At 67.5% G+C, this 16602-nt stretch carries 16 protein-coding genes; 11 read left to right on the top strand and 5 right to left on the bottom strand.

Going from position 1 to position 16602, the window contains the following annotated elements:
- Positions 1-7 precede the first annotated feature (7 nt).
- Complete coding sequence (locus tag ACQ7JA_RS17960) at positions 8-448, bottom strand: hypothetical protein (protein ID WP_430900172.1); 441 nt, start codon at positions 446-448, stop codon at positions 8-10.
- Between the two features lie 139 nt (positions 449-587).
- Here ACQ7JA_RS17960 and ACQ7JA_RS17955 point away from each other — a divergent pair, with 139 nt between their 5' ends.
- On the top strand, positions 588-2870 hold the full coding sequence (locus ACQ7JA_RS17955; RefSeq protein ID WP_430900170.1) for a CHASE domain-containing protein: 2283 nt from the start codon (positions 588-590) through the stop codon (positions 2868-2870).
- Between the two features lie 251 nt (positions 2871-3121).
- Here the strand turns inward: ACQ7JA_RS17955 and ACQ7JA_RS17950 are convergent, their stop codons facing one another.
- The gene (locus tag ACQ7JA_RS17950; RefSeq protein WP_430900168.1) at positions 3122-5020 is read right to left on the bottom strand and encodes a diguanylate cyclase domain-containing protein; all 1899 of its coding nucleotides are present in this window, start codon (positions 5018-5020) and stop codon (positions 3122-3124) included.
- Between the two features lie 252 nt (positions 5021-5272).
- Between ACQ7JA_RS17950 and ACQ7JA_RS17945 the strand changes: the two genes are divergently transcribed.
- The 3 genes from ACQ7JA_RS17945 to ACQ7JA_RS17935 are packed head-to-tail and all read left to right on the top strand — an operon-like array spanning position 5273 to position 7049.
- Positions 5273-5644 (top strand): YbaN family protein, encoded by a 372-nt coding sequence (locus ACQ7JA_RS17945; protein WP_430900166.1) that lies wholly within the window; start codon positions 5273-5275, stop codon positions 5642-5644.
- Between the two features lie 54 nt (positions 5645-5698).
- Positions 5699-6172, top strand: coding sequence for an RrF2 family transcriptional regulator (locus ACQ7JA_RS17940; protein WP_430900431.1), 474 nt, complete (start codon positions 5699-5701; stop codon positions 6170-6172).
- Positions 6147-7049 (top strand): NAD(P)/FAD-dependent oxidoreductase, encoded by a 903-nt coding sequence (locus ACQ7JA_RS17935; RefSeq protein WP_430900164.1) that lies wholly within the window; start codon positions 6147-6149, stop codon positions 7047-7049. The genes ACQ7JA_RS17940 and ACQ7JA_RS17935 overlap by 26 nt, the downstream gene beginning before the upstream one ends.
- Positions 7050-7052: 3 nt before the next feature.
- Here the strand turns inward: ACQ7JA_RS17935 and ACQ7JA_RS17930 are convergent, their stop codons facing one another.
- Positions 7053-7427: a hypothetical protein gene (locus ACQ7JA_RS17930; protein WP_430900162.1), complete on the bottom strand. Its 375-nt coding sequence runs from the start codon at positions 7425-7427 to the stop codon at positions 7053-7055.
- A gap of 150 nt (positions 7428-7577) precedes the next feature.
- On the opposite strand from ACQ7JA_RS17930, the gene ACQ7JA_RS17925 reads away from it, so the two are divergent.
- Positions 7578-8549 (top strand): ribonuclease Z, encoded by a 972-nt coding sequence (locus ACQ7JA_RS17925; RefSeq protein WP_430900160.1) that lies wholly within the window; start codon positions 7578-7580, stop codon positions 8547-8549.
- Positions 8550-8576: 27 nt separating this feature from the next.
- The gene (locus ACQ7JA_RS17920; protein WP_430900158.1) at positions 8577-8885 is read left to right on the top strand and encodes a hypothetical protein; all 309 of its coding nucleotides are present in this window, start codon (positions 8577-8579) and stop codon (positions 8883-8885) included.
- 29 nt (positions 8886-8914) lie between these two features.
- Here the strand turns inward: ACQ7JA_RS17920 and ACQ7JA_RS17915 are convergent, their stop codons facing one another.
- Entirely contained in the window at positions 8915-9808 is an 894-nt protein-coding gene (locus ACQ7JA_RS17915) for a LysR family transcriptional regulator (RefSeq protein ID WP_430900156.1), read from the bottom strand.
- A gap of 102 nt (positions 9809-9910) precedes the next feature.
- On the opposite strand from ACQ7JA_RS17915, the gene ACQ7JA_RS17910 reads away from it, so the two are divergent.
- From ACQ7JA_RS17910 to ACQ7JA_RS17895, 4 genes are all read left to right on the top strand, one after another.
- Entirely contained in the window at positions 9911-10519 is a 609-nt protein-coding gene (locus ACQ7JA_RS17910; protein ID WP_430900154.1) for a glutathione S-transferase family protein, read from the top strand.
- 3 nt (positions 10520-10522) lie between these two features.
- The gene (locus ACQ7JA_RS17905) at positions 10523-11398 is read left to right on the top strand and encodes a pyridoxamine 5'-phosphate oxidase family protein (protein ID WP_430900152.1); all 876 of its coding nucleotides are present in this window, start codon (positions 10523-10525) and stop codon (positions 11396-11398) included.
- 114 nt (positions 11399-11512) lie between these two features.
- Entirely contained in the window at positions 11513-13765 is a 2253-nt protein-coding gene (katG, locus tag ACQ7JA_RS17900; RefSeq protein WP_430900150.1) for a catalase/peroxidase HPI, read from the top strand.
- 113 nt (positions 13766-13878) lie between these two features.
- A complete protein-coding gene (locus tag ACQ7JA_RS17895; protein WP_430900148.1) occupies positions 13879-14772 on the top strand; it encodes an aspartyl protease family protein in 894 nt (297 codons plus the stop codon).
- Between the two features lie 13 nt (positions 14773-14785).
- Here the strand turns inward: ACQ7JA_RS17895 and ACQ7JA_RS17890 are convergent, their stop codons facing one another.
- Positions 14786-15166 (bottom strand): hypothetical protein, encoded by a 381-nt coding sequence (locus ACQ7JA_RS17890; protein WP_430900146.1) that lies wholly within the window; start codon positions 15164-15166, stop codon positions 14786-14788.
- An 844-nt stretch (positions 15167-16010) separates the two neighbouring features.
- On the opposite strand from ACQ7JA_RS17890, the gene ACQ7JA_RS17885 reads away from it, so the two are divergent.
- On the top strand, positions 16011-16602 hold a 592-nt coding region (locus ACQ7JA_RS17885; RefSeq protein ID WP_430900144.1), incomplete at its 3' end, for a hypothetical protein.

Raw genomic sequence — 16602 nt, 5'->3', positions numbered from 1 at the left:
GTGCGCCTCAGTCCGGGCCCTGCAGCGGCAGGTGGCGGATCGCGCTGCCCAGGTTGCCGAGGCGCCAGCGCAGGCGGTCCCAGCCCGGGTCGGGCAAGCGCACCACCCGCACCCGCAGCAGGCCGCCTGGCAGGACCGGCACCGGGACCGCCTGCTCGCCTTCTTCCTCGAAAGGCAGGCGGTACTGGGCGCCGGGGGCAAGCTGCAAGGGCCCGAACACCAGCGGCTTCCCGCTGCGGTTACGCAGCAGCAACACATCCTGCACGCCCGCGGTCAGGCGCACCTCGAGCGGCACGCCGCGCCCGCCCGGCGGAAAGTCCAGCAGCACCTCATGGCTGTCGCCGCGCACCGGCCACAGCGCGCCCCACAGCAGGGCCAGGGCGAGGGCGCCCGACAGGGCCGCCAGCGGCCAGTGGCGCTGCAGGAAGGGAAGCGTAAAAAGTTGCATTGAGTCAATTTTAGGCGATAATGCCGTTGCTAAACACGCAAAGTGGCGTGCGCCCCGACACAGCAGGGATGCGTATGCTACCGCTTTCCGCGCGTTTCCGATCAACCCGCCGCCACAGCGCCGCCGCGCGTATCGAAGCATGCCCGCCACCCAGTCCGCCTCCACCAGCCGCAGCACCCCGCCCGATTCCGGGCAGCTGCCGCTGCTGCTGGCCATGCTGGTGGGCCTGGTGACCCTGCTCGTGACCTTTTTCGCGTGGAGCAGCGCCAGGCACGCCGCCGAGGCGCAGATGGTCGAAACCTTCGACTACCGCACCCGCGACATGGTGGTCGGCATCAGCCGCCGCATGGCGGTCTACGAGCAGGTGCTGCGCGGCGCGCGCGGCTACCTGCGCGGCTCGGTGGCGCTCGAGCGCGGCGACTGGGCCAGGTACTATGCCCTGCTGCGCCTGGACCAGTCCTTCCCGGGCATGGAGGCGCTCGGCATCGCTACCCTCGTCCCGCCGGGGCAGCTGGCCGCCCACGAGGCCGCGCTGCGGCGCGAAGGTTTCCCGGGCTACCGCGTCACGCCGCCCGGCCAGCGCCCGGTGCTGACCGCCATCACCCACATCGAACCCTTTACGGACCGCAACCTGCGCGCCTTCGGCTTCGACATGTACAGCGAACCGGTGCGCCGCGCGGCGATGGAGCGCGCACGCGACAGCGGCCTGGCGGCCCTGAGCGGCAAGGTGGTGCTGGTGCAGGAAGGCCAGGGCGCGCGCCAGTCCGGCGCCCTGATGTACCTGCCGGTCTACCGCGCCGGCATGCTCTCCGGCACCGTCGAGCAGCGCCGCGCCGCCCTGGTCGGCTGGGTCTACGCGCCCTTCCGCATGAACGACCTGATGCGGGGCCTGGGCGGCGCCCACTCGCTCGACCTCGACATCGAGATCCACGACGGCGATCCGAAGGGAGAAACCACCCTGCTCTACCGCTCCGCGAAAGCCGCGCCGATGCGCACGCCCCGGCTCAAGGCCAGCGCCCAGATCCTGCCGGGCGGGCGCACCTGGACCATCATGATGCGTTCCAGCCCCGCCTTCGAGAACAGCCTCGACACCACCCGCCCGCGCCTGATCGCGCTCACCGGCATCAGCCTGAGTTTCCTGCTGAGCGTGGTGGTGTGGCTGCTGGCCAGCTCGCGCCGCCGCGCCCTGCTGCTGGCCCGGTCCATGACCCTGGAGCTGCGCCAGTCGCACGACCAGGTCGCCGCCGAGCGCCAGCGCATCCAGGTCATCCTCGAGCACACCCACGACGCCTTCCTGGCGCTCGACGCGGGCGGGCGCATCACCGACTGGAACGCCCAGGCCACGCGCCTGTTCGGCTGGAATCCGCGCGAGGCGATCGGCCGCGGCGCCGAAGACCTGTTGCCGCCGGGCGCACGCGCGCCTTTCCGCGAGGGCTACACGCGCTTTTCCGCCAGCGGCGCCTGCCGCCTGCTGGGCGGCCCCACCGAACTGGACGTCGTCGACCGCCAGGGCCGCGAGATCCCCGTGGAGCTGAGCGTGGCGGTGCTTCCGATCGGCGAGCGCTTCGGGGCCACGGTCTTCGTGCGCGACATCAGCGCGCGGCGCGAAGCCTTGCAACGCGAACAGCAGCGCCAGCAGCGCCTCGACGAAGCCCGCCAGGCGCTGGCGCGCGCCCAGAAACTGGAAGCGGTCGGCAAGCTGACGGGCGGCGTGGCGCACGACTTCAACAACATCCTGCACATCATCAGCGCCAACGTGCAGCTGATGCTGCGCGCCGGCCGCCTCGATGAAGGCAAGCGCAAGCGCCTGCTCAGCATCCTGGATGCGGTCGAGCGCGGGTCCAAGCTGGCCGGCCAGCTGCTCGCCTTTGCCCGCCGCCAGCCGCTGCATCCGAGCGAGGTCCACGTCGACGAACTGCTGGCGCGCATGGACAGCCTGGTGCTGCGCGCCGCGGGGGACGGCATCAGCGTCGAGAAAAGCGCCCCGCCCGCGCTGTGGCCGACCCTGGTCGATCCGAACCAGCTGGAGAACGTGCTGCTCAACCTGGTCATCAATGCGCGCGACGCCATGGACGGCAGCGGCAGCGTGCGCCTGGCCCTCGACAACGTCACGGTCGCGAACGACCCCATGCTGGCGCCCGGCGACTACGTCACGGTGGCAGTGAGCGACACCGGGCACGGCATGCCGCCGGAGGTGATGGAACACGTCTTCGAGCCCTTCTTCACCACCAAGCCCGAAGGCAAGGGCACGGGCCTGGGCCTGTCGATGGCGCACGGCTTCGCGCGCCAGAGCGGCGGCGACATCCGCCTGGCCAGCGAACCGGGCAAGGGCACGACGGTGACCCTGTACCTGCCGCGCCACGTCGCGGTGACGGCGCGCGCCGTGTCGGACGGGGTAGCCGAGCCGCAACAAAGCCGGTAAATCCGGGCCACATCCAAACCTGGGTGTCAGGTCTGACATCCGGACACGACCTCATCTGCATCAAAACCTGGGTGTCAGGTCTGACATTCGGACACGACCTCATCTGTATCGATGCCGCGCCCGTTCTTCAGCGCCTCAGCAAGGTTCGAGAACGTTCATTCTTCGCAGATCGGTTCGCCGTTATGCGTGCGAGCCGTGGCGTATTGTTGAGCTCGTGTCCAAATGTCAGACCTGACACCGAGGTGTGCGGTTTATGCTTCGTCCCGGTGGCAGCTCTCGACCCGGTTGCGGCCGTGCGACTTGGCGTCGTACATGGCGCCGTCGGCGCTGCGCAGCAGGGCCTCGCCGTCCATGCCGTCGTCCGGATAGAGGGCGATGCCCAGGCTGCCCGAGATGCGGTGGGTCAGCTCGCCGTCCTCGAAAGGCTGGTTGAGCTGCGCCAGGATGTTGTCGGCCACGATGGCGGCGTCCTGGATGCCGGCGCAGCGCGGCAGCAGCACGACGAATTCGTCGCCGCCGATGCGCGCCAGGGTGTCGGACTCGCGCAGGCCGGCGCGCAGGCGGCGCGCCACCAGCTGCAGCAGGCGGTCGCCGGCGGCGTGGCCGTGGGTGTCGTTGACGGGCTTGAACTTGTCGAGGTCGAAGTAGATCACGGCCGCCTTGTGGCCGTCGCGGCCGGCGGTGCGGATCGCCTGGCGCAGGCGGTCGCCCAGCAGCACGCGGTTCGGCAGGCCGGTCAGCGCATCCTCGTGCGCCATGCGGCGCATGCGCGCCTCCTCGTTCTTGCGCACGTCGATGTTGGAAAAGGTGCCGACCATGCGCAGCGGCTGGCCCAGTTCGTCGCGCTCGCTGACGGTGCCGCGCGCCTCGATCCAGCTCCAGTCGCCGCGCTTCATGCGCACCCGGAATTCGACCGCGAAGTCGGCGCTGCGGCCGGCCAGGTGGCTGCGCAGCGCGGCGCGCAAACCCGGCAGCTCGTCCGGGTGGACGATCGCGTCGAGCGCGCTGCCGTACAGGGAAATGATGGCGCGGTCCGTGTCGAGGATGAGCTGGGCGCGCGAGGACAGGGTCGCCAGGCCCGTGACCAGGTCGCAGTCCCAGACGCCGTCGCCGGCGGCGTTCAGCGCCAGCTTCCAGCGCAGCTCGGCGGCGGCGAGGGCCTTCAGGGCGCGGCGCCGGCGGTCGGTGGCCGCCAACGCGGCCCAGCCCAGCAGGGTGAGCAGCAGCGAGACCGTTCCTCCAATGCCGGCCAGCACGTCGCGCTGTTGCTCGAAGCGCAGGCCCGCATCGTGCACGGCCTGGCCGACCGTCACCACCATGCCGTACTCGGGGATCCTGTGCCAGGCGTAGTAGCGCTCGATCTGGTCGATCTGGCCGACGCGCCGGAAGCTTCCCGTGACGGGGCTGTGGGCAGTGTGCGGATTGTCTTTCAGGACGCTGCCGATGCCGCGGTGGCGGTCGACCCGGGTGCTGCGCGCGATCACCGCGCCATCGACCGTGATCAGGGACACCGAACCGCTCGGCCCGAGATCCACGTCGTCGTAGAAACGCACGAAATAATCGGGCGACACGGCGGCCACGATCACGCCCTGCAGCTTGCCCCGCCTGTCGCGGATCGCGCGGCTGAAGTGGACCACCCAGGCGTGCGTGAGGGGCGACACCACGGGACGGCCGCTGAAGAATCGGTCGTCGCTCGCTTCCAGGTGGGCATAATACGCGGCATAGGCGCTCAGGTCCCTGCCGGTATGCGAAGGTCCGGCGTTCGTATAGACGAGCCGGCCGGCAGCATCGACCACCGTGACGATCATCGGCACCCGGTGGCGCAGGTGGCGCGCGTGCTCTCCTACGGTCTGGGCGAAGCTCTCGCGGTCGCGCAGCCAGGTCGAGCGCAGCTGCAGCAGCGACAGGTCGACCATGCCGACGGTGGCGCGCACCTCCTCGGTGAACACGCGCGCGTAATTGCGCAGGTCGCGCCGGGTACTGCTTTCAGCGAGCGACGAGAAACGCGCCTGCTCCACCGCCACCAGGCCCCAGACGATAGGCAGCATGCAGGCAAGGTAGATGGCGAGGTCGCGCAGCACGCGCGGGCGGAAGAAGTCTCCCGGGCGCCGGGACGGAGAGCGAGTGGAAGGCGAAATGGACGAAGGCATGACGGCGGACTGCGGCAACCGGTGAATGAAGGCGAAGCCGGGCGTCATGCTCGCGCCCGCTCAGTAATGGATCGCGCCCGTCAAATTTGACACGATTATACCTGTCGTTTCCATATGGAACTTACGGAACAGCTGCGATTTACCGAAATTGATGCCGCAAAGCAACGATGAAACATTGTTTCATTTGCAAGCACCCGGTGAAATATTCTTTCACCGCTTCACCCGTCGCGGGCATGCTAGAGTGACATCATCATGAAACCCTTCTACAACGTGGCCGGCGCGATCGCCGTGCTGCTGGGCATCCTCGGTATCTTCCTGCCCCTGCTGCCGACCACACCCTTCCTGCTGCTGGCCTCCTGGTGCTTCGCGCGCGGCTCCGACCGCCTGCACGGCTGGCTGCTCTCGCACCGCGTGTTCGGCGAATACCTGCGCAATTTCGAGGCCGGCCGCGGCATTCCGCTCAAGGCCAAGATCGTGGCGACCGTGATGCTGTGGGGCTCGCTGCTGCTGGGGATGCGCCGCTTCGAAGGTCTCCCGGTGCCGGCCCTGCTGGGCCTGGTCGGCGCCTGTGTCAGCTTCTACATGTGGCGCGTCCTGCCCACCCTGCACCTGCCTCCCCGCTGATTGTTTCGCCCGCCTGCGCACACGGCCGCGCGAATTTGTAATATCATGAGTTACATGAGACGCGACAGCAAACTATCCTCGGTGCTCCACGTGCTGCTGCACCTGGCCCACAGCGACCACCCGATGACCTCGGAAGACATGGCGCGCTTCCTCGACACCAACCCGGTGCTGGTGCGCCGCGTGCTGGCCGGCCTGCGCGAGCGTGGTTTCATCGCGTCGAACCGCGGCCACGGCGGCGGCTGGAGCATCACCTGCGACCTGGCGAAGGTCACGCTGCGCGACATCTACGAAGCGGTGGGCGCCCCACCCTTCTTCGCGATGGGCAACCGCACGGAGTCTCCCGGCTGCCTGGTCGAACAGGTCGTCAACGCGTCGCTCGGCGCAGCGTTCGACGAGGCCGAGGCCCTCCTGATGCGCCAGCTCGGGCACGTCACGCTGGCCGACCTCTCGGCCGAGTTCAACCGCCGCTATGACCAACATGCGCATACCCATGGAGTCCACCATGCCCACCATGAACGAGACCTTTGACGCCATCGTCGTCGGCGGCAGCTATGCCGGCCTGTCGGCCGCCCTGCAACTGGCGCGCGCCCGCCGCCGCGTGCTGGTAATCGACGCCGGCCGGCGCCGCAACCGCTTCGCCCAGGATTCGCACGGCTTCCTCGGCCGCGACGGCCAGCCGGCCGCCGCCATCGCGCAAGCCGGCAAGGACGATGTGGCGGCCTACCCGAACGTCAGCTGGCACGCGGGCGCCGCCGTGGATGCCCGTGCCGACGGCAATGGCTTTCGCATCGAACTCGAGGGCGCGGACCCCGTCCACGGCCGCCGCCTGGTGCTCGCCACCGGCGTGCGCGACGAGCTGCCCGCCATTCCCGGCCTGGCCGAGCGCTGGGGCCGCAGCGTCTTCCACTGCCCCTACTGCCACGGCTACGAGCTGCAGCAGGGCGACATCGGCATCCTCGCGAGCGGCGAGCTGTCCTTCCACCAGGCCATGATGCTGCCGGACTGGGGCCGCGTGACCCTGTTCACCAATGGCCGCTTCGAGCCCAGCGAAGATCAGCGCGCCGCCATGGCGCAGCGCGGCGTGGCCGCCATCGAAGCAACCCTGGTCGCGCGCATCGAGGACGCCGCCACCGTGGTGCTGGCGGACGGCCGGCGCGTCGCCATGGCGGGCCTGTTCACATATGGCCGCACCCACATGGCGAGTCCGCTCGCCGAACGCCTGGGCTGCGCTTTCGACGAGGGGCCGACGGGACGCTTCATCCGCACCGACGAGCGGAAGCAGACCACCGTGCCCGGCGTCTACGCGGGCGGCGATGTGGCCCGCGCGGCGGGCAATGTGGCGATCGCGGTGGCCGACGGCGCCATGGCCGGCACCGGCGCCCACCAGTCGCTGATGTTCGGCTGAGCGCTATTCGCAACTGCGCCGCAGGCGCCCCTGGCTGTCAGCGGTGTAGTGCACCTCGATCGCGCCTTCGCGCGACGCCCAGCTTAGCTGGACGTCGCCTTCGCGTGAGGCATAGCGGTTGGGGCCCGCCTCTTCCAGCCTGACCAGCTCGCGCCCTTCGAAGATGGCGACCAGGTCGCCGTAGTGGTCGGTCAGCCGCAGCCGTTGTCCGTTCGACAGCGTGTACAGCCCGACCACGCTGCCGCCCATCGGAGCAGCTGCCTGCCTGGCCGCATCGACCAGGGCGAGCCGCGATACCGGCCGGCTGCACTCGGCCCTGGCGACAAAGGGTGCGGCCAGCAGGCATGCTGCCGCGATCGGCACAATGAACTTGCGCATGACACCTCCTCGTGAACGATGATGGTGGCAGCCGCTCCATGGCGGCCGTCCTGTCACGTCAGACAAGTCGAGGGGGTCCTGCGGTTTGAGAAAAATCAAACATCGCAGCGATTGCGTGATAATAGGGCATCCTCATCGCAATCAGATTCCATGGAAATCCAGTTCCTCGGCACTTCCTCCGGCACCCCTACCCGAAGCCGCAACATGACGGCGGCTGCGGTCCGCAGCAGCGGGGCGAAACACTGGTCGCTGGTCGATTGCGCCGAAGGGACGCAATACCGCCTGCAGCGCGCCGGCCTGTCGCCGGTGAGCCTGCGCGCCATCTTCATCACCCACCTGCACGGCGACCACTGCTATGGCCTGCCCGGCCTGCTGGCCACGGCCGGCATGCTGAACCGCAGCGAGCCGCTCGCCATCGTCGGCCCGGCGCCGCTGCGCCCGATGACCGAATGCATCATGGCCGCGACCCAGCTGGAGCTGCCCTACCCCGTCGAGTGGGTGGCGATCGAGGACTTGCCCGATGCGGGGGTGCTGCCGGACCTGCGGGTGCGCGCGACCAGACTGTCGCACCGCATCGACTGCTGGGCCTACAGCTTCACCGAAGCGCTGGTCGAGCGCCGCCTCGACACCGGCAAGCTGCGCGCCGGCGGCGTCGCTTCGGGGCCGGCCTGGGGCGAGATCCAGCAGGGGCGCAACGTGGAACTGCCGGACGGACGCACGATCGTCGCCGAGGATTACCTGGCGCCGCCGCGCAAATCGCGCAAGGTGATCATTGGCGGAGACAACGACAGCCCTTCGCTGCTGGCGGAGGAAGCGCGGGATGCCGACGTGCTGGTGCACGAGGCGACCTATACCGAGGAAATCCGGCAGAAGGTCGGCCCCGGGCCGCAGCACAGTTCGGCGGCCATGGTGGCGCGCTTTGCCCAGGAAGCCGGGGTGCCGAACCTGGTGCTGACGCATTTCAGTCCGCGCTACCAGGACCGGCCGGGGCATGGGCCGCTGAGCCTCGAGGATATCGAGCGCGAAGCGCGCGCGCACTACCAGGGCACGCTGGCGCTGGCGCGCGATCTCGACCGATACGAGCTGGGCAAGGATGGCGTGCTGCGCCTTGCAGGCGAATGAGAGGCCACAGCCGCGCTAGAATCCGCCATGCCCAAAAAATCCCCCCTCTTCCCCGGCCCCATGACCGCGCGCGGCGCCGTCCTTGCCGTCCTGCTGTCCAACGAAGACCAGACTGGCGCCGAACCGATGCGCGGCCGCATCACCCTGGCCGCCATCGTGCGGGCGCTGAAGCGCAAATACCACTGGCCGATCGAGACCAGCAGCTTTCCCTCCAATGCAGCCGACGGACGCGCCACCTGGGCCACCGTTTACAGCCTGCCGCCCGAGGTGATCGCCAACGCCCTGGCCAACGGCGGCCGCGACTGGCTGGCGAGCCGGAGAAACAGCGCGTCTTGACGCAGGGTCGAGATCACCGCTGAACACGATCAATGGATCATCGGTAGCCGCGCGAACTCCTCGATCGCGAAATCGACGAAGGCACGCACCCGCCGCGCCATGTGGCGGGCGCTCGGGAAGACGAGCTGCACAGGAATTGGCCCGGGCTCGCAAGCCGTCAGTATCCGCGTCAAGCTGCCCGTCTCCAGATCCGGCGCGGCCTGGTAGGACAGCGCGCGCGCAATCCCGAAGCCTTCGCGCGCCGCATGCAGCACGCCCTCGACGTCGTTCATCTGCAGCCGCGGCGTGAAGCGCACGACCTGCTCGCGCTCGTCCACCCGGTAGCGCCATTCCGCAAGACCGCGCACGGCAGTGCCCAGGATCAGCTCGTGATGAACCAGCTCCGCGGGCGCTTGCGGCTCGCCGCGCCGTGCAAGATAGGCGGGACTGGCGAGCGTCACCATGTGCACCGTGCCCAGCTGGCGCGCCACCAGCCCGGAGCTGTCGAGCGCCCCGATGCGCAGGGCGACGTCGATGCCGTTGTCGATCAGGTCGACGTTGCGGTCGGCCAGCACCAGGTCGACCTGGATGTCCGGATAGCGCATCAGGAAGCGCGTGACGACCGGCGCCACGTGCCGGCGGCCGAACACCATCGGCGCGGTCACCCGCAGCAGGCCGCGCGGCGCGGTGGAACCGTGTTCGCGGATCGCCGTGTCGTAGTCCGCCAGCAGGCGCCGCGCCCCATCGGCCAGGCTCAGCCCTTCACTGGTCGCCGTGAGCCGCCGCGTGCTGCGCTCGAACAGGCGCGTGCCGACCCTTTCCTCGAGCGTCGCCAGGGTGCGGGTGACGCTCGATGCGGAGCGCCGCAGCTTGTGCGCGGCCGCCGCCATGCTGCCCGTCTCGAGGATGGCGAGGAAGACCTGCAGTTCGTCCAGACGGTCCATGAATTGTTGCGCAGTATGGAAGGATGAATTGCCATTATGCCCCATTCCGCAATACAGCAATCCCGCCTACGATGAAGCACCGTCAACCACTCTATTGCAGACATGAGCTCTCCATCCATCACCGTCTACGGGACCGCGCTGTCCGGCCACACCCACCGCGTGGAACTGTTCCTGCACCTCCTGCAACTGCCCTTCCGGCGCATCGAGGCGTCGAGCGCGGTGCGCCAGAGCGCCGAGTACCTCGCGCTCAACCCGCTCGGCCAGATTCCCGTGCTGCAGGACGGCGAGCTCGTGCTCGCGGACAGCAACGCCATCCTGGTCTACCTGGCCAAGCGCTACGCGGCCGGCAGCGGCTGGCTGCCCGAGGATCCCGTCGAAGCGGCGCAGGTCCAGCGCTGGCTGTCCCTGGCGGCCGGCGAAATCGCCTTCGGCCCGGCCAGGGCGCGGATCTCGGCGCGCTTCTACGACACCGGCATGCCGCCTCTGCTCATGCGCCAGCTGGCGGACAAGGTGCTGGGCTTCATGGACGCCTCGCTCGCAAAGGGAGGCTACCTGGCCGGCGCACGGCCGACGCTGGCGGACATCGCCTGCTACGCCTACATCGCGCATGCGCCGGAGGGCGGCATCGGGCTCGATTCCTATCCGAACGTGCTCGCCTGGATCGGCCGCGTGCAGGCCCTGCCCCATTTCGTCGCCATGCCGGAGAACTGAGCCATGCTCGACCACCGCATCCCCGAACCCTTCCACGCCGGCGAGCTGCGCGCCCAGCAGCTCGCCGGCGGCGGGCCGCCCGGCGCCCCCATCCGCAGCCAGATGCCGGAGCAGCACCGGCAATTCTTTCCCCTGCTCCCCTTCCTGTGCGTGGGCGTGGCGGACGAGAGCGGCTGGCCGCTGGCGACACTCCTGCACGGTGAGCCGGGCTTCGTGAGTTCGCCCGATGCCGCCCGGCTGCGCATCGCCGCCCTGCCCGACGTGGACGACCCGGCCCGCCCCTTCTTCGACGCCGGCGCCGGCGTCGGCATGCTCGGCATCGACCTCGCCACCCGCCGGCGCAACCGGGCCAATGGGGTCGTCGCGCAGGGGGATGGCCAGGGGCTGCTGGTCGACGTCGACCAGTCCTTCGGCAACTGCCCGAAGTACATTCACGTGCGCCAGCTTGCGCCCGTCGCGCGCCAGACGGGCCTGGTGACGGCCTTCGGGGCCGAGCTGCCGGACGAAGCCGCGGCGCTGATCGCGCGCTGCGAGACCATGTTTGTCGCCACGTCGAGCGGCGCCTCCGTGCGCGCGGGCGGGCTCGACATCTCGCACCGTGGCGGAGAGGCAGGTTTCCTGCGCCTGGACGGGGCGGTGCTGACGGTGCCCGACTACTGGGGCAACCGCTACTTCAATACCCTGGGTAATCTGCTGCTGGAACCGCGCGCCTCGCTCGTGATGGTCGATTTCGCCAGCGGCGACATCCTGCAGCTGCAGGGCCTGGCCGTGGTGCACTGGCTGGTCTCGGATGCCAGCAAGGACGTGCGCGCGGAGCGGGAATGGACCTTCCGCACGGTGCGCGGCTGGCTGCGCCAGGGGGCATTTCCTCTTGGCTAAAACTATCGCCCTCATTGATTTAATTTGATTGTCCGCTCGATAACAGTGGCTTAGGCTGAACGTGCTGTTGACTGAAGCAGTCCAACACCGTGCCCCTATCCGATGGAGACCGACATGCAAGACAAGGACAATACCCGCAGCGTCAGTGAAAGCGAAAACCCGGCAATACCGGCCCCGACCCCGAAGGTCGGGCGCCCCAGACGGAACCAGGACTGGTGGCCGAACCAGCTGGATCTTTCCGTGCTCCACACCCATTCCCATCTGTCCTGTCCGCTCGAAGAAGAATTCGACTACGCCGAACAGTTCAAGGAGCTCGACCCTGAGGCACTCAAGCGCGACCTGGTCGAGGTCATGACCAAAACCCAGGACTGGTGGCCGGCCGACTACGGCCACTATGGTCCCCTGTTCATCCGCATGAGCTGGCACGCGGCCGGCACCTACCGCATCGCCGACGGCCGCGGCGGCGGCGGCGAGGGCCAGCAACGCTTTGCGCCGCTCAATAGCTGGCCAGACAACGCCAACCTCGACAAGGCACGCCGCCTGCTCTGGCCCATCAAGAAGAAATACGGCCAGGCCGTGTCCTGGGCCGATTTGCTGGTGTTGGCCGGCAACGTCGCCATCGAATCGATGGGCCTCAAGACCTTCGGCTTCGGCTTCGGCCGCTCCGACGTCTGGGAGCCCGAGGATATCTTCTGGGGCCCGGAAGACACCTGGCTGGGCGACGAGCGCTACGGCGAAGGCCGCAAACTCACCGGACCGCTCGCCAACGTCCAGATGGGCCTGATCTACGTGAACCCCGAAGGCCCTGCCGGCAACCCCGACCCGCTGGCCGCCGCCCACGACATCCGCGAAACCTTCGCCCGCATGGCGATGAACGATGAAGAGACCGTGGCGCTGATCGTCGGCGGCCACACCTTCGGCAAGGTCCATGGCGCCGGCCCGGCGGTCGGCAACGTCGGGCCCGAACCGGAAGGCGCGGCGCTCGAAGACCAGGGCCTGGGCTGGAAGAACAAATTCGGCAGCGGCAAGGGCCCGCATGCCATCACCAGCGGCCTGGAGGGCGCCTGGACCGCCAACCCCACCAAGTGGGACAACGGCTTCCTGGAAAACCTGTTCAAGTACGAATGGGAGCTGACGACCAGCCCGGCCGGCGCAAAACAGTGGACCCCGAAGAATCCGGAAGCGCAGGACATGCCGCCGGACGCCCACGATCCGGCGAAGCGCCATCCACCCATGATGCTCACCACCGACCTGTCGATGCGCATGGACCCGATCTACGGCCCGATCGCCAAGCGCTTCCACGAACACCCGGAAGAGCTGGCGGACGCCTTTGCCAAGGCCTGGTTCAAGCTCCTGCACCGCGACATGGGGCCAATGTCGCGCTACCTCGGCCCCTGGGTGCCGGAACCGCAGTTGTGGCAGGATCCGGTGCCGCCGGTCGACCATCCGCTGGTCGACGAGGGCGACATCGCCGCTTTGAAGCGCACCATCCTGGAATCAAGCCTGTCGACGGCCGACCTGGTCTCTACCGCCTGGAACGCGGCGGCAAGCTTCCGCGGCACCGATAAACGCGGCGGCGCCAACGGCGCACGCATCCGGCTCGCTCCGCAGAAGGATTGGGAATCGAACGAACCGGCGCGGCTGGCCCAGGTGCTGGCCGTGCTGGAACGCATCCAGCAGGACTTCAACGGCGCAGCATCCGGCGGCAAGAAGGTCTCGCTGGCCGACCTGATCGTGCTGGCGGGTTGTGCGGCCGTCGAGGATGCGGCCGCGAAGGCCGGCGTACAGGTCACGGTTCCCTTCGTGCCGGGCCGGACGGATGCCTCGCAGGAGCAGACCGACGAGAACATCTTCGAGGTGCTCGAACCGCTGGGCGACGGCTTCCGCAACTTCTTCCGTCCCGACGATCCGCTCAAGCCCGAGACCCGCCTGCTGGACCGGGCCAACCTGCTGAAACTCACCGCGCCGCAGATGACGGTGCTGGTGGGGGGCTTGCGGGTGCTGGGGGCAAACCACGGGCAGACGCAGCACGGGGTGTTCACGGACCGGCCGGGCGTGTTGAGCACGGACTTCTTCACGAACCTGCTCGACATGGGCACGGCATGGCGGCCGTCGGTGTCGGGCGAGAAGATCTACGAAGGGCTTGATCGGGCGACAAACGCGGTGCGCTGGACGGCGACGGCGGCCGATCTGGTCTTCGGCGCGCACTCGCAACTGCGCGCGCTGGCCGAGGTGTATGCGAGCGACGACGCGAAGGAGAAGTTCGTGCGCGACTTCGTGGCGGCGTGGGACAAGGTCATGATGCTGGATCGCTTCGACCTGCTGCAGCGGCGCAATCCGCGGCGGGCCTTGAAGATGGCGGCCTAGTTCTTTCATTGGAAGGGGGCGGCGTTTCGTCGCCCCCGGCATGGATTCGTCGCAAAGCGCAGACGCTTGCACGAGCGGGCGAGGAAACTGGCGTTTTCCCTCAAGGAGACGCCATGTTCGCGTACGCACGCTTCTCATCTGTCTTGTGCCTGCTGTGCTTGGGCGCTACTGGTTTCGTATCGGCGCAGTCACTTCCCGCAGCACCGGCCTGCGCGCTGGCGAAGGCGCCGGCCGCCAGCTTTCCGGTGCGAGTTCCCTTCGACGTGGTCGACGGTCGCATCTACGTGCAGGCCCAGGTCAATGGGCGCGGTCCGTTCAGGTTTGCCGTCGATACCGGGGCGAGCGGCCTGGGGCGCGCAGACAAGTCCCTGGTGTCGGCATTGGGCCTGAAGATCCACGGCACGAGCAGTACCTCGGACGGCGTGCAGTCCGCCACGGTCGATACGGTGCGGCTCGATTCCGTGCAGCTGGGTGGTTTGTCGCGGCAAGGGCTCGAAGTGATCACGCGCGACTATGGAAGCCGCATGAAGCCGGAAGCCGCCTTTTACGGCATCCTCGGGCGCGACTTCTTCGCGGATGGCCTGCTGATCCTCGACTATCCCACCAAGACCTTGTCCTTCAGTCCTGCCCTGTCCCTACCCGCACCAGGTGACAAGGTGCTGAAGTACGAGCGCGCGTTTCGCGTTCCCGTCTCCATCGGCGGGAACAGGCTGGAAGGCAATCTCGATACCGGTGCAAACGTCAGCCTGGTGATGCCGCAGGCGATGTACGACAAGGTGGCAAGCGCTCCGCTGAAGGATGCCGGGCAAGGAACGCTCACCAATACCCGGATCGATACCAAACGCGGCGTTCTCGATCAGGACGTCATGATCGGTTCCGCGCGCCTGTCAGGCGTGGAGGTGCGGGTATCGGAGCGCTTTCCTGAACTGCTCGTGGGCGCGCATATCCTTCAGCGCTATACGGTCATGATCGACCAGCGCACGAAAGCCGTCGCCCTGTGCGACTGAAGTACGCGCCGGCTTAACCACAGGTTTCGACGTAGGCCACCGCCGGCTGCAGGCCGGCGCGCACCTTGGTCACCTTGCCGCCGGACTCCTCCAGGATGATGGCGCCACGCCCATCGGAACTCGGGAAAGTCACGTAATGGCCGTTCTTGTCGTACTTGTGCGTGCCGACCTGTGCGTCGGGATGCTTGTCGCGCACCTGCGCCAGCGTGTCGCCCACCGCGACCCCTGCGGCATTCTCGACACCGGGCTCGGCATCCGCACGCGTGACGACACCCTCCTCGACCATGAAGCGCAGCTTGGGCAAGGAGGCGAAGCGCACCATGCTGCAGACCGGATCGAAGGGCTCGGGCAAAGTTGCTTTGCCTGCTGCCTGCTCCGCGTCGGCCAGCTTCATGCCAAAGCGGATTGCCCCGATTCCCTCTGCACTGAGGACATTCGATGCGGGGACTGGCGCCGGTGTCGAAGCAGTCGGCGCAGGACTGTCGTGTACAGGCGTGGAAGGCGCTTCAGTTCTGCTGGCGGTATTGGCTGGCGCCGCAGGTGCCGCCGATTTATCGGAGCACGCGCTCAGGATGGCAATCGCACCGAGGAGGAAAATCTTTCGCATAGTGGCCTTTCTTTTTGCATTCGCGTTCGAAACACGAATATAGCGGGTATGCCCGAAACTCGACGCAAAGAAGCTGTTGTATGCTGAGTGCAGCAGCGTCCGCGACAGGTCGCCATCGGATGATTTCGTCGGCCAGCATTTCGGAGAATTCAATTGAGAACATCATCCATTTGCTATCCCCTTGCACTCGCGCTCCTTGCGATACCCGCATTGGCGGCGCCAGCTTCGACAGACCCTGACTTTCGAGGTATGTACTTCTACAACTTCGAAAACTCCGTCTTTACGCCTGATGGAAAGGACGAAGCCTGGTGCATCGATTCGGACATGTCGAAGGCAATGCTCCCGCCTGGCAAACACGGCGTGAAGTGGGGAACGGCCTATGTGATCGTTCGCGGCAAACTCGGACCAGAGGGGAAGTTCGGAAGCATGGGGACGTGCAGACGCATGCTCGAAGTGACCGAAATACTCGAGGTGAAAGACATGCGTCGTCGATAGTCAGTAGAGCCGATGCCTCCGCGGACCGCGCCTTTCCAATAAAGATTCGTCAGCGCTGGTACCCCTTCACCCCTCCCTTTGCCCCGTTCGTCGGAAAGGCTGGGCAGCGTAACGCGCGCGGCGCTAATCTGCCGGCATGAAAACGCTCCTCCTCCTCGCTGCTTTCGCCGCAACGAATGCCGCCGCCAATCCTTGCCTCGAACGCCTAGTTCCATATTCGACGCCAGTCGCTAATCCGGAGTATCGCGTGGCACTGGTCTCCGGTACCGGACAACTGACGTATATCGGGGCACAGCATTCATCCGATCCAGCCGATCCCCAATTCGCTGAAATCGAAAAACAATGGAACGCGCAACGTCCCCACATTGCTTTCTACGAAGGGCCGAACAGGCCGGTACCCAAGGACAGAAACGAGGCGATCCAGCAAACCGGCGAATCCGGATTCGTCCGCTGGCTCGCGGCCCGCGATGGCGTCCAACTGGGTCGCCTGGAGCCCGATCCGAAAGACGAAACCAACTACCTTCTGGAGCGGTTCAAGCCTGAACAGGTCGGCCTGTTTTTCACGCTGCGCGAAGCTGCACGACTGCGCGAGCGACGGAATATGGGTGAAGCAGAAATCACGCGCAGCATCGATCAGCTGCTGGAACGTGCCGCTGGAATGGGGCTCAGCGCCATCCCCTTCCGTACCTCAGCCGACGTCGCCCAGGCATATGGCCGCTATTGGAAGG

The sequence above is a fragment of the Massilia sp. BKSP1R2A-1 genome, assembly GCF_050586525.1.
Taxonomy (GTDB): domain Bacteria; phylum Pseudomonadota; class Gammaproteobacteria; order Burkholderiales; family Burkholderiaceae_D; genus Telluria.
The sequence above is the reverse complement of the archived record's forward strand: the minus strand, read 5'-3'. Positions and strand labels throughout refer to the sequence as shown.

Bases quoted from the DNA above. Each gene is read 5' to 3' on its own strand.
- ACQ7JA_RS17960 (WP_430900172.1), bottom strand. From the start codon at position 448: ATGCAACTTTTTACGCTTCCCTTCCTGCAGCGCCACTGGCCGCTGGCG.
- ACQ7JA_RS17955 (WP_430900170.1), top strand. From the start codon at position 588: ATGCCCGCCACCCAGTCCGCCTCCACCAGCCGCAGCACCCCGCCCGAT.
- ACQ7JA_RS17950 (WP_430900168.1), bottom strand. From the start codon at position 5,020: ATGCCTTCGTCCATTTCGCCTTCCACTCGCTCTCCGTCCCGGCGCCCG.
- ACQ7JA_RS17945 (WP_430900166.1), top strand. From the start codon at position 5,273: ATGAAACCCTTCTACAACGTGGCCGGCGCGATCGCCGTGCTGCTGGGC.
- ACQ7JA_RS17940 (WP_430900431.1), top strand. From the start codon at position 5,699: ATGAGACGCGACAGCAAACTATCCTCGGTGCTCCACGTGCTGCTGCAC.
- ACQ7JA_RS17935 (WP_430900164.1), top strand. From the start codon at position 6,147: ATGCCCACCATGAACGAGACCTTTGACGCCATCGTCGTCGGCGGCAGC.
- ACQ7JA_RS17930 (WP_430900162.1), bottom strand. From the start codon at position 7,427: ATGCGCAAGTTCATTGTGCCGATCGCGGCAGCATGCCTGCTGGCCGCA.
- ACQ7JA_RS17925 (WP_430900160.1), top strand. From the start codon at position 7,578: ATGGAAATCCAGTTCCTCGGCACTTCCTCCGGCACCCCTACCCGAAGC.
- ACQ7JA_RS17920 (WP_430900158.1), top strand. From the start codon at position 8,577: ATGCCCAAAAAATCCCCCCTCTTCCCCGGCCCCATGACCGCGCGCGGC.
- ACQ7JA_RS17915 (WP_430900156.1), bottom strand. From the start codon at position 9,808: ATGGACCGTCTGGACGAACTGCAGGTCTTCCTCGCCATCCTCGAGACG.
- ACQ7JA_RS17910 (WP_430900154.1), top strand. From the start codon at position 9,911: ATGAGCTCTCCATCCATCACCGTCTACGGGACCGCGCTGTCCGGCCAC.
- ACQ7JA_RS17905 (WP_430900152.1), top strand. From the start codon at position 10,523: ATGCTCGACCACCGCATCCCCGAACCCTTCCACGCCGGCGAGCTGCGC.
- katG (WP_430900150.1), top strand. From the start codon at position 11,513: ATGCAAGACAAGGACAATACCCGCAGCGTCAGTGAAAGCGAAAACCCG.
- ACQ7JA_RS17895 (WP_430900148.1), top strand. From the start codon at position 13,879: ATGTTCGCGTACGCACGCTTCTCATCTGTCTTGTGCCTGCTGTGCTTG.
- ACQ7JA_RS17890 (WP_430900146.1), bottom strand. From the start codon at position 15,166: ATGAAGCTGGCCGACGCGGAGCAGGCAGCAGGCAAAGCAACTTTGCCC.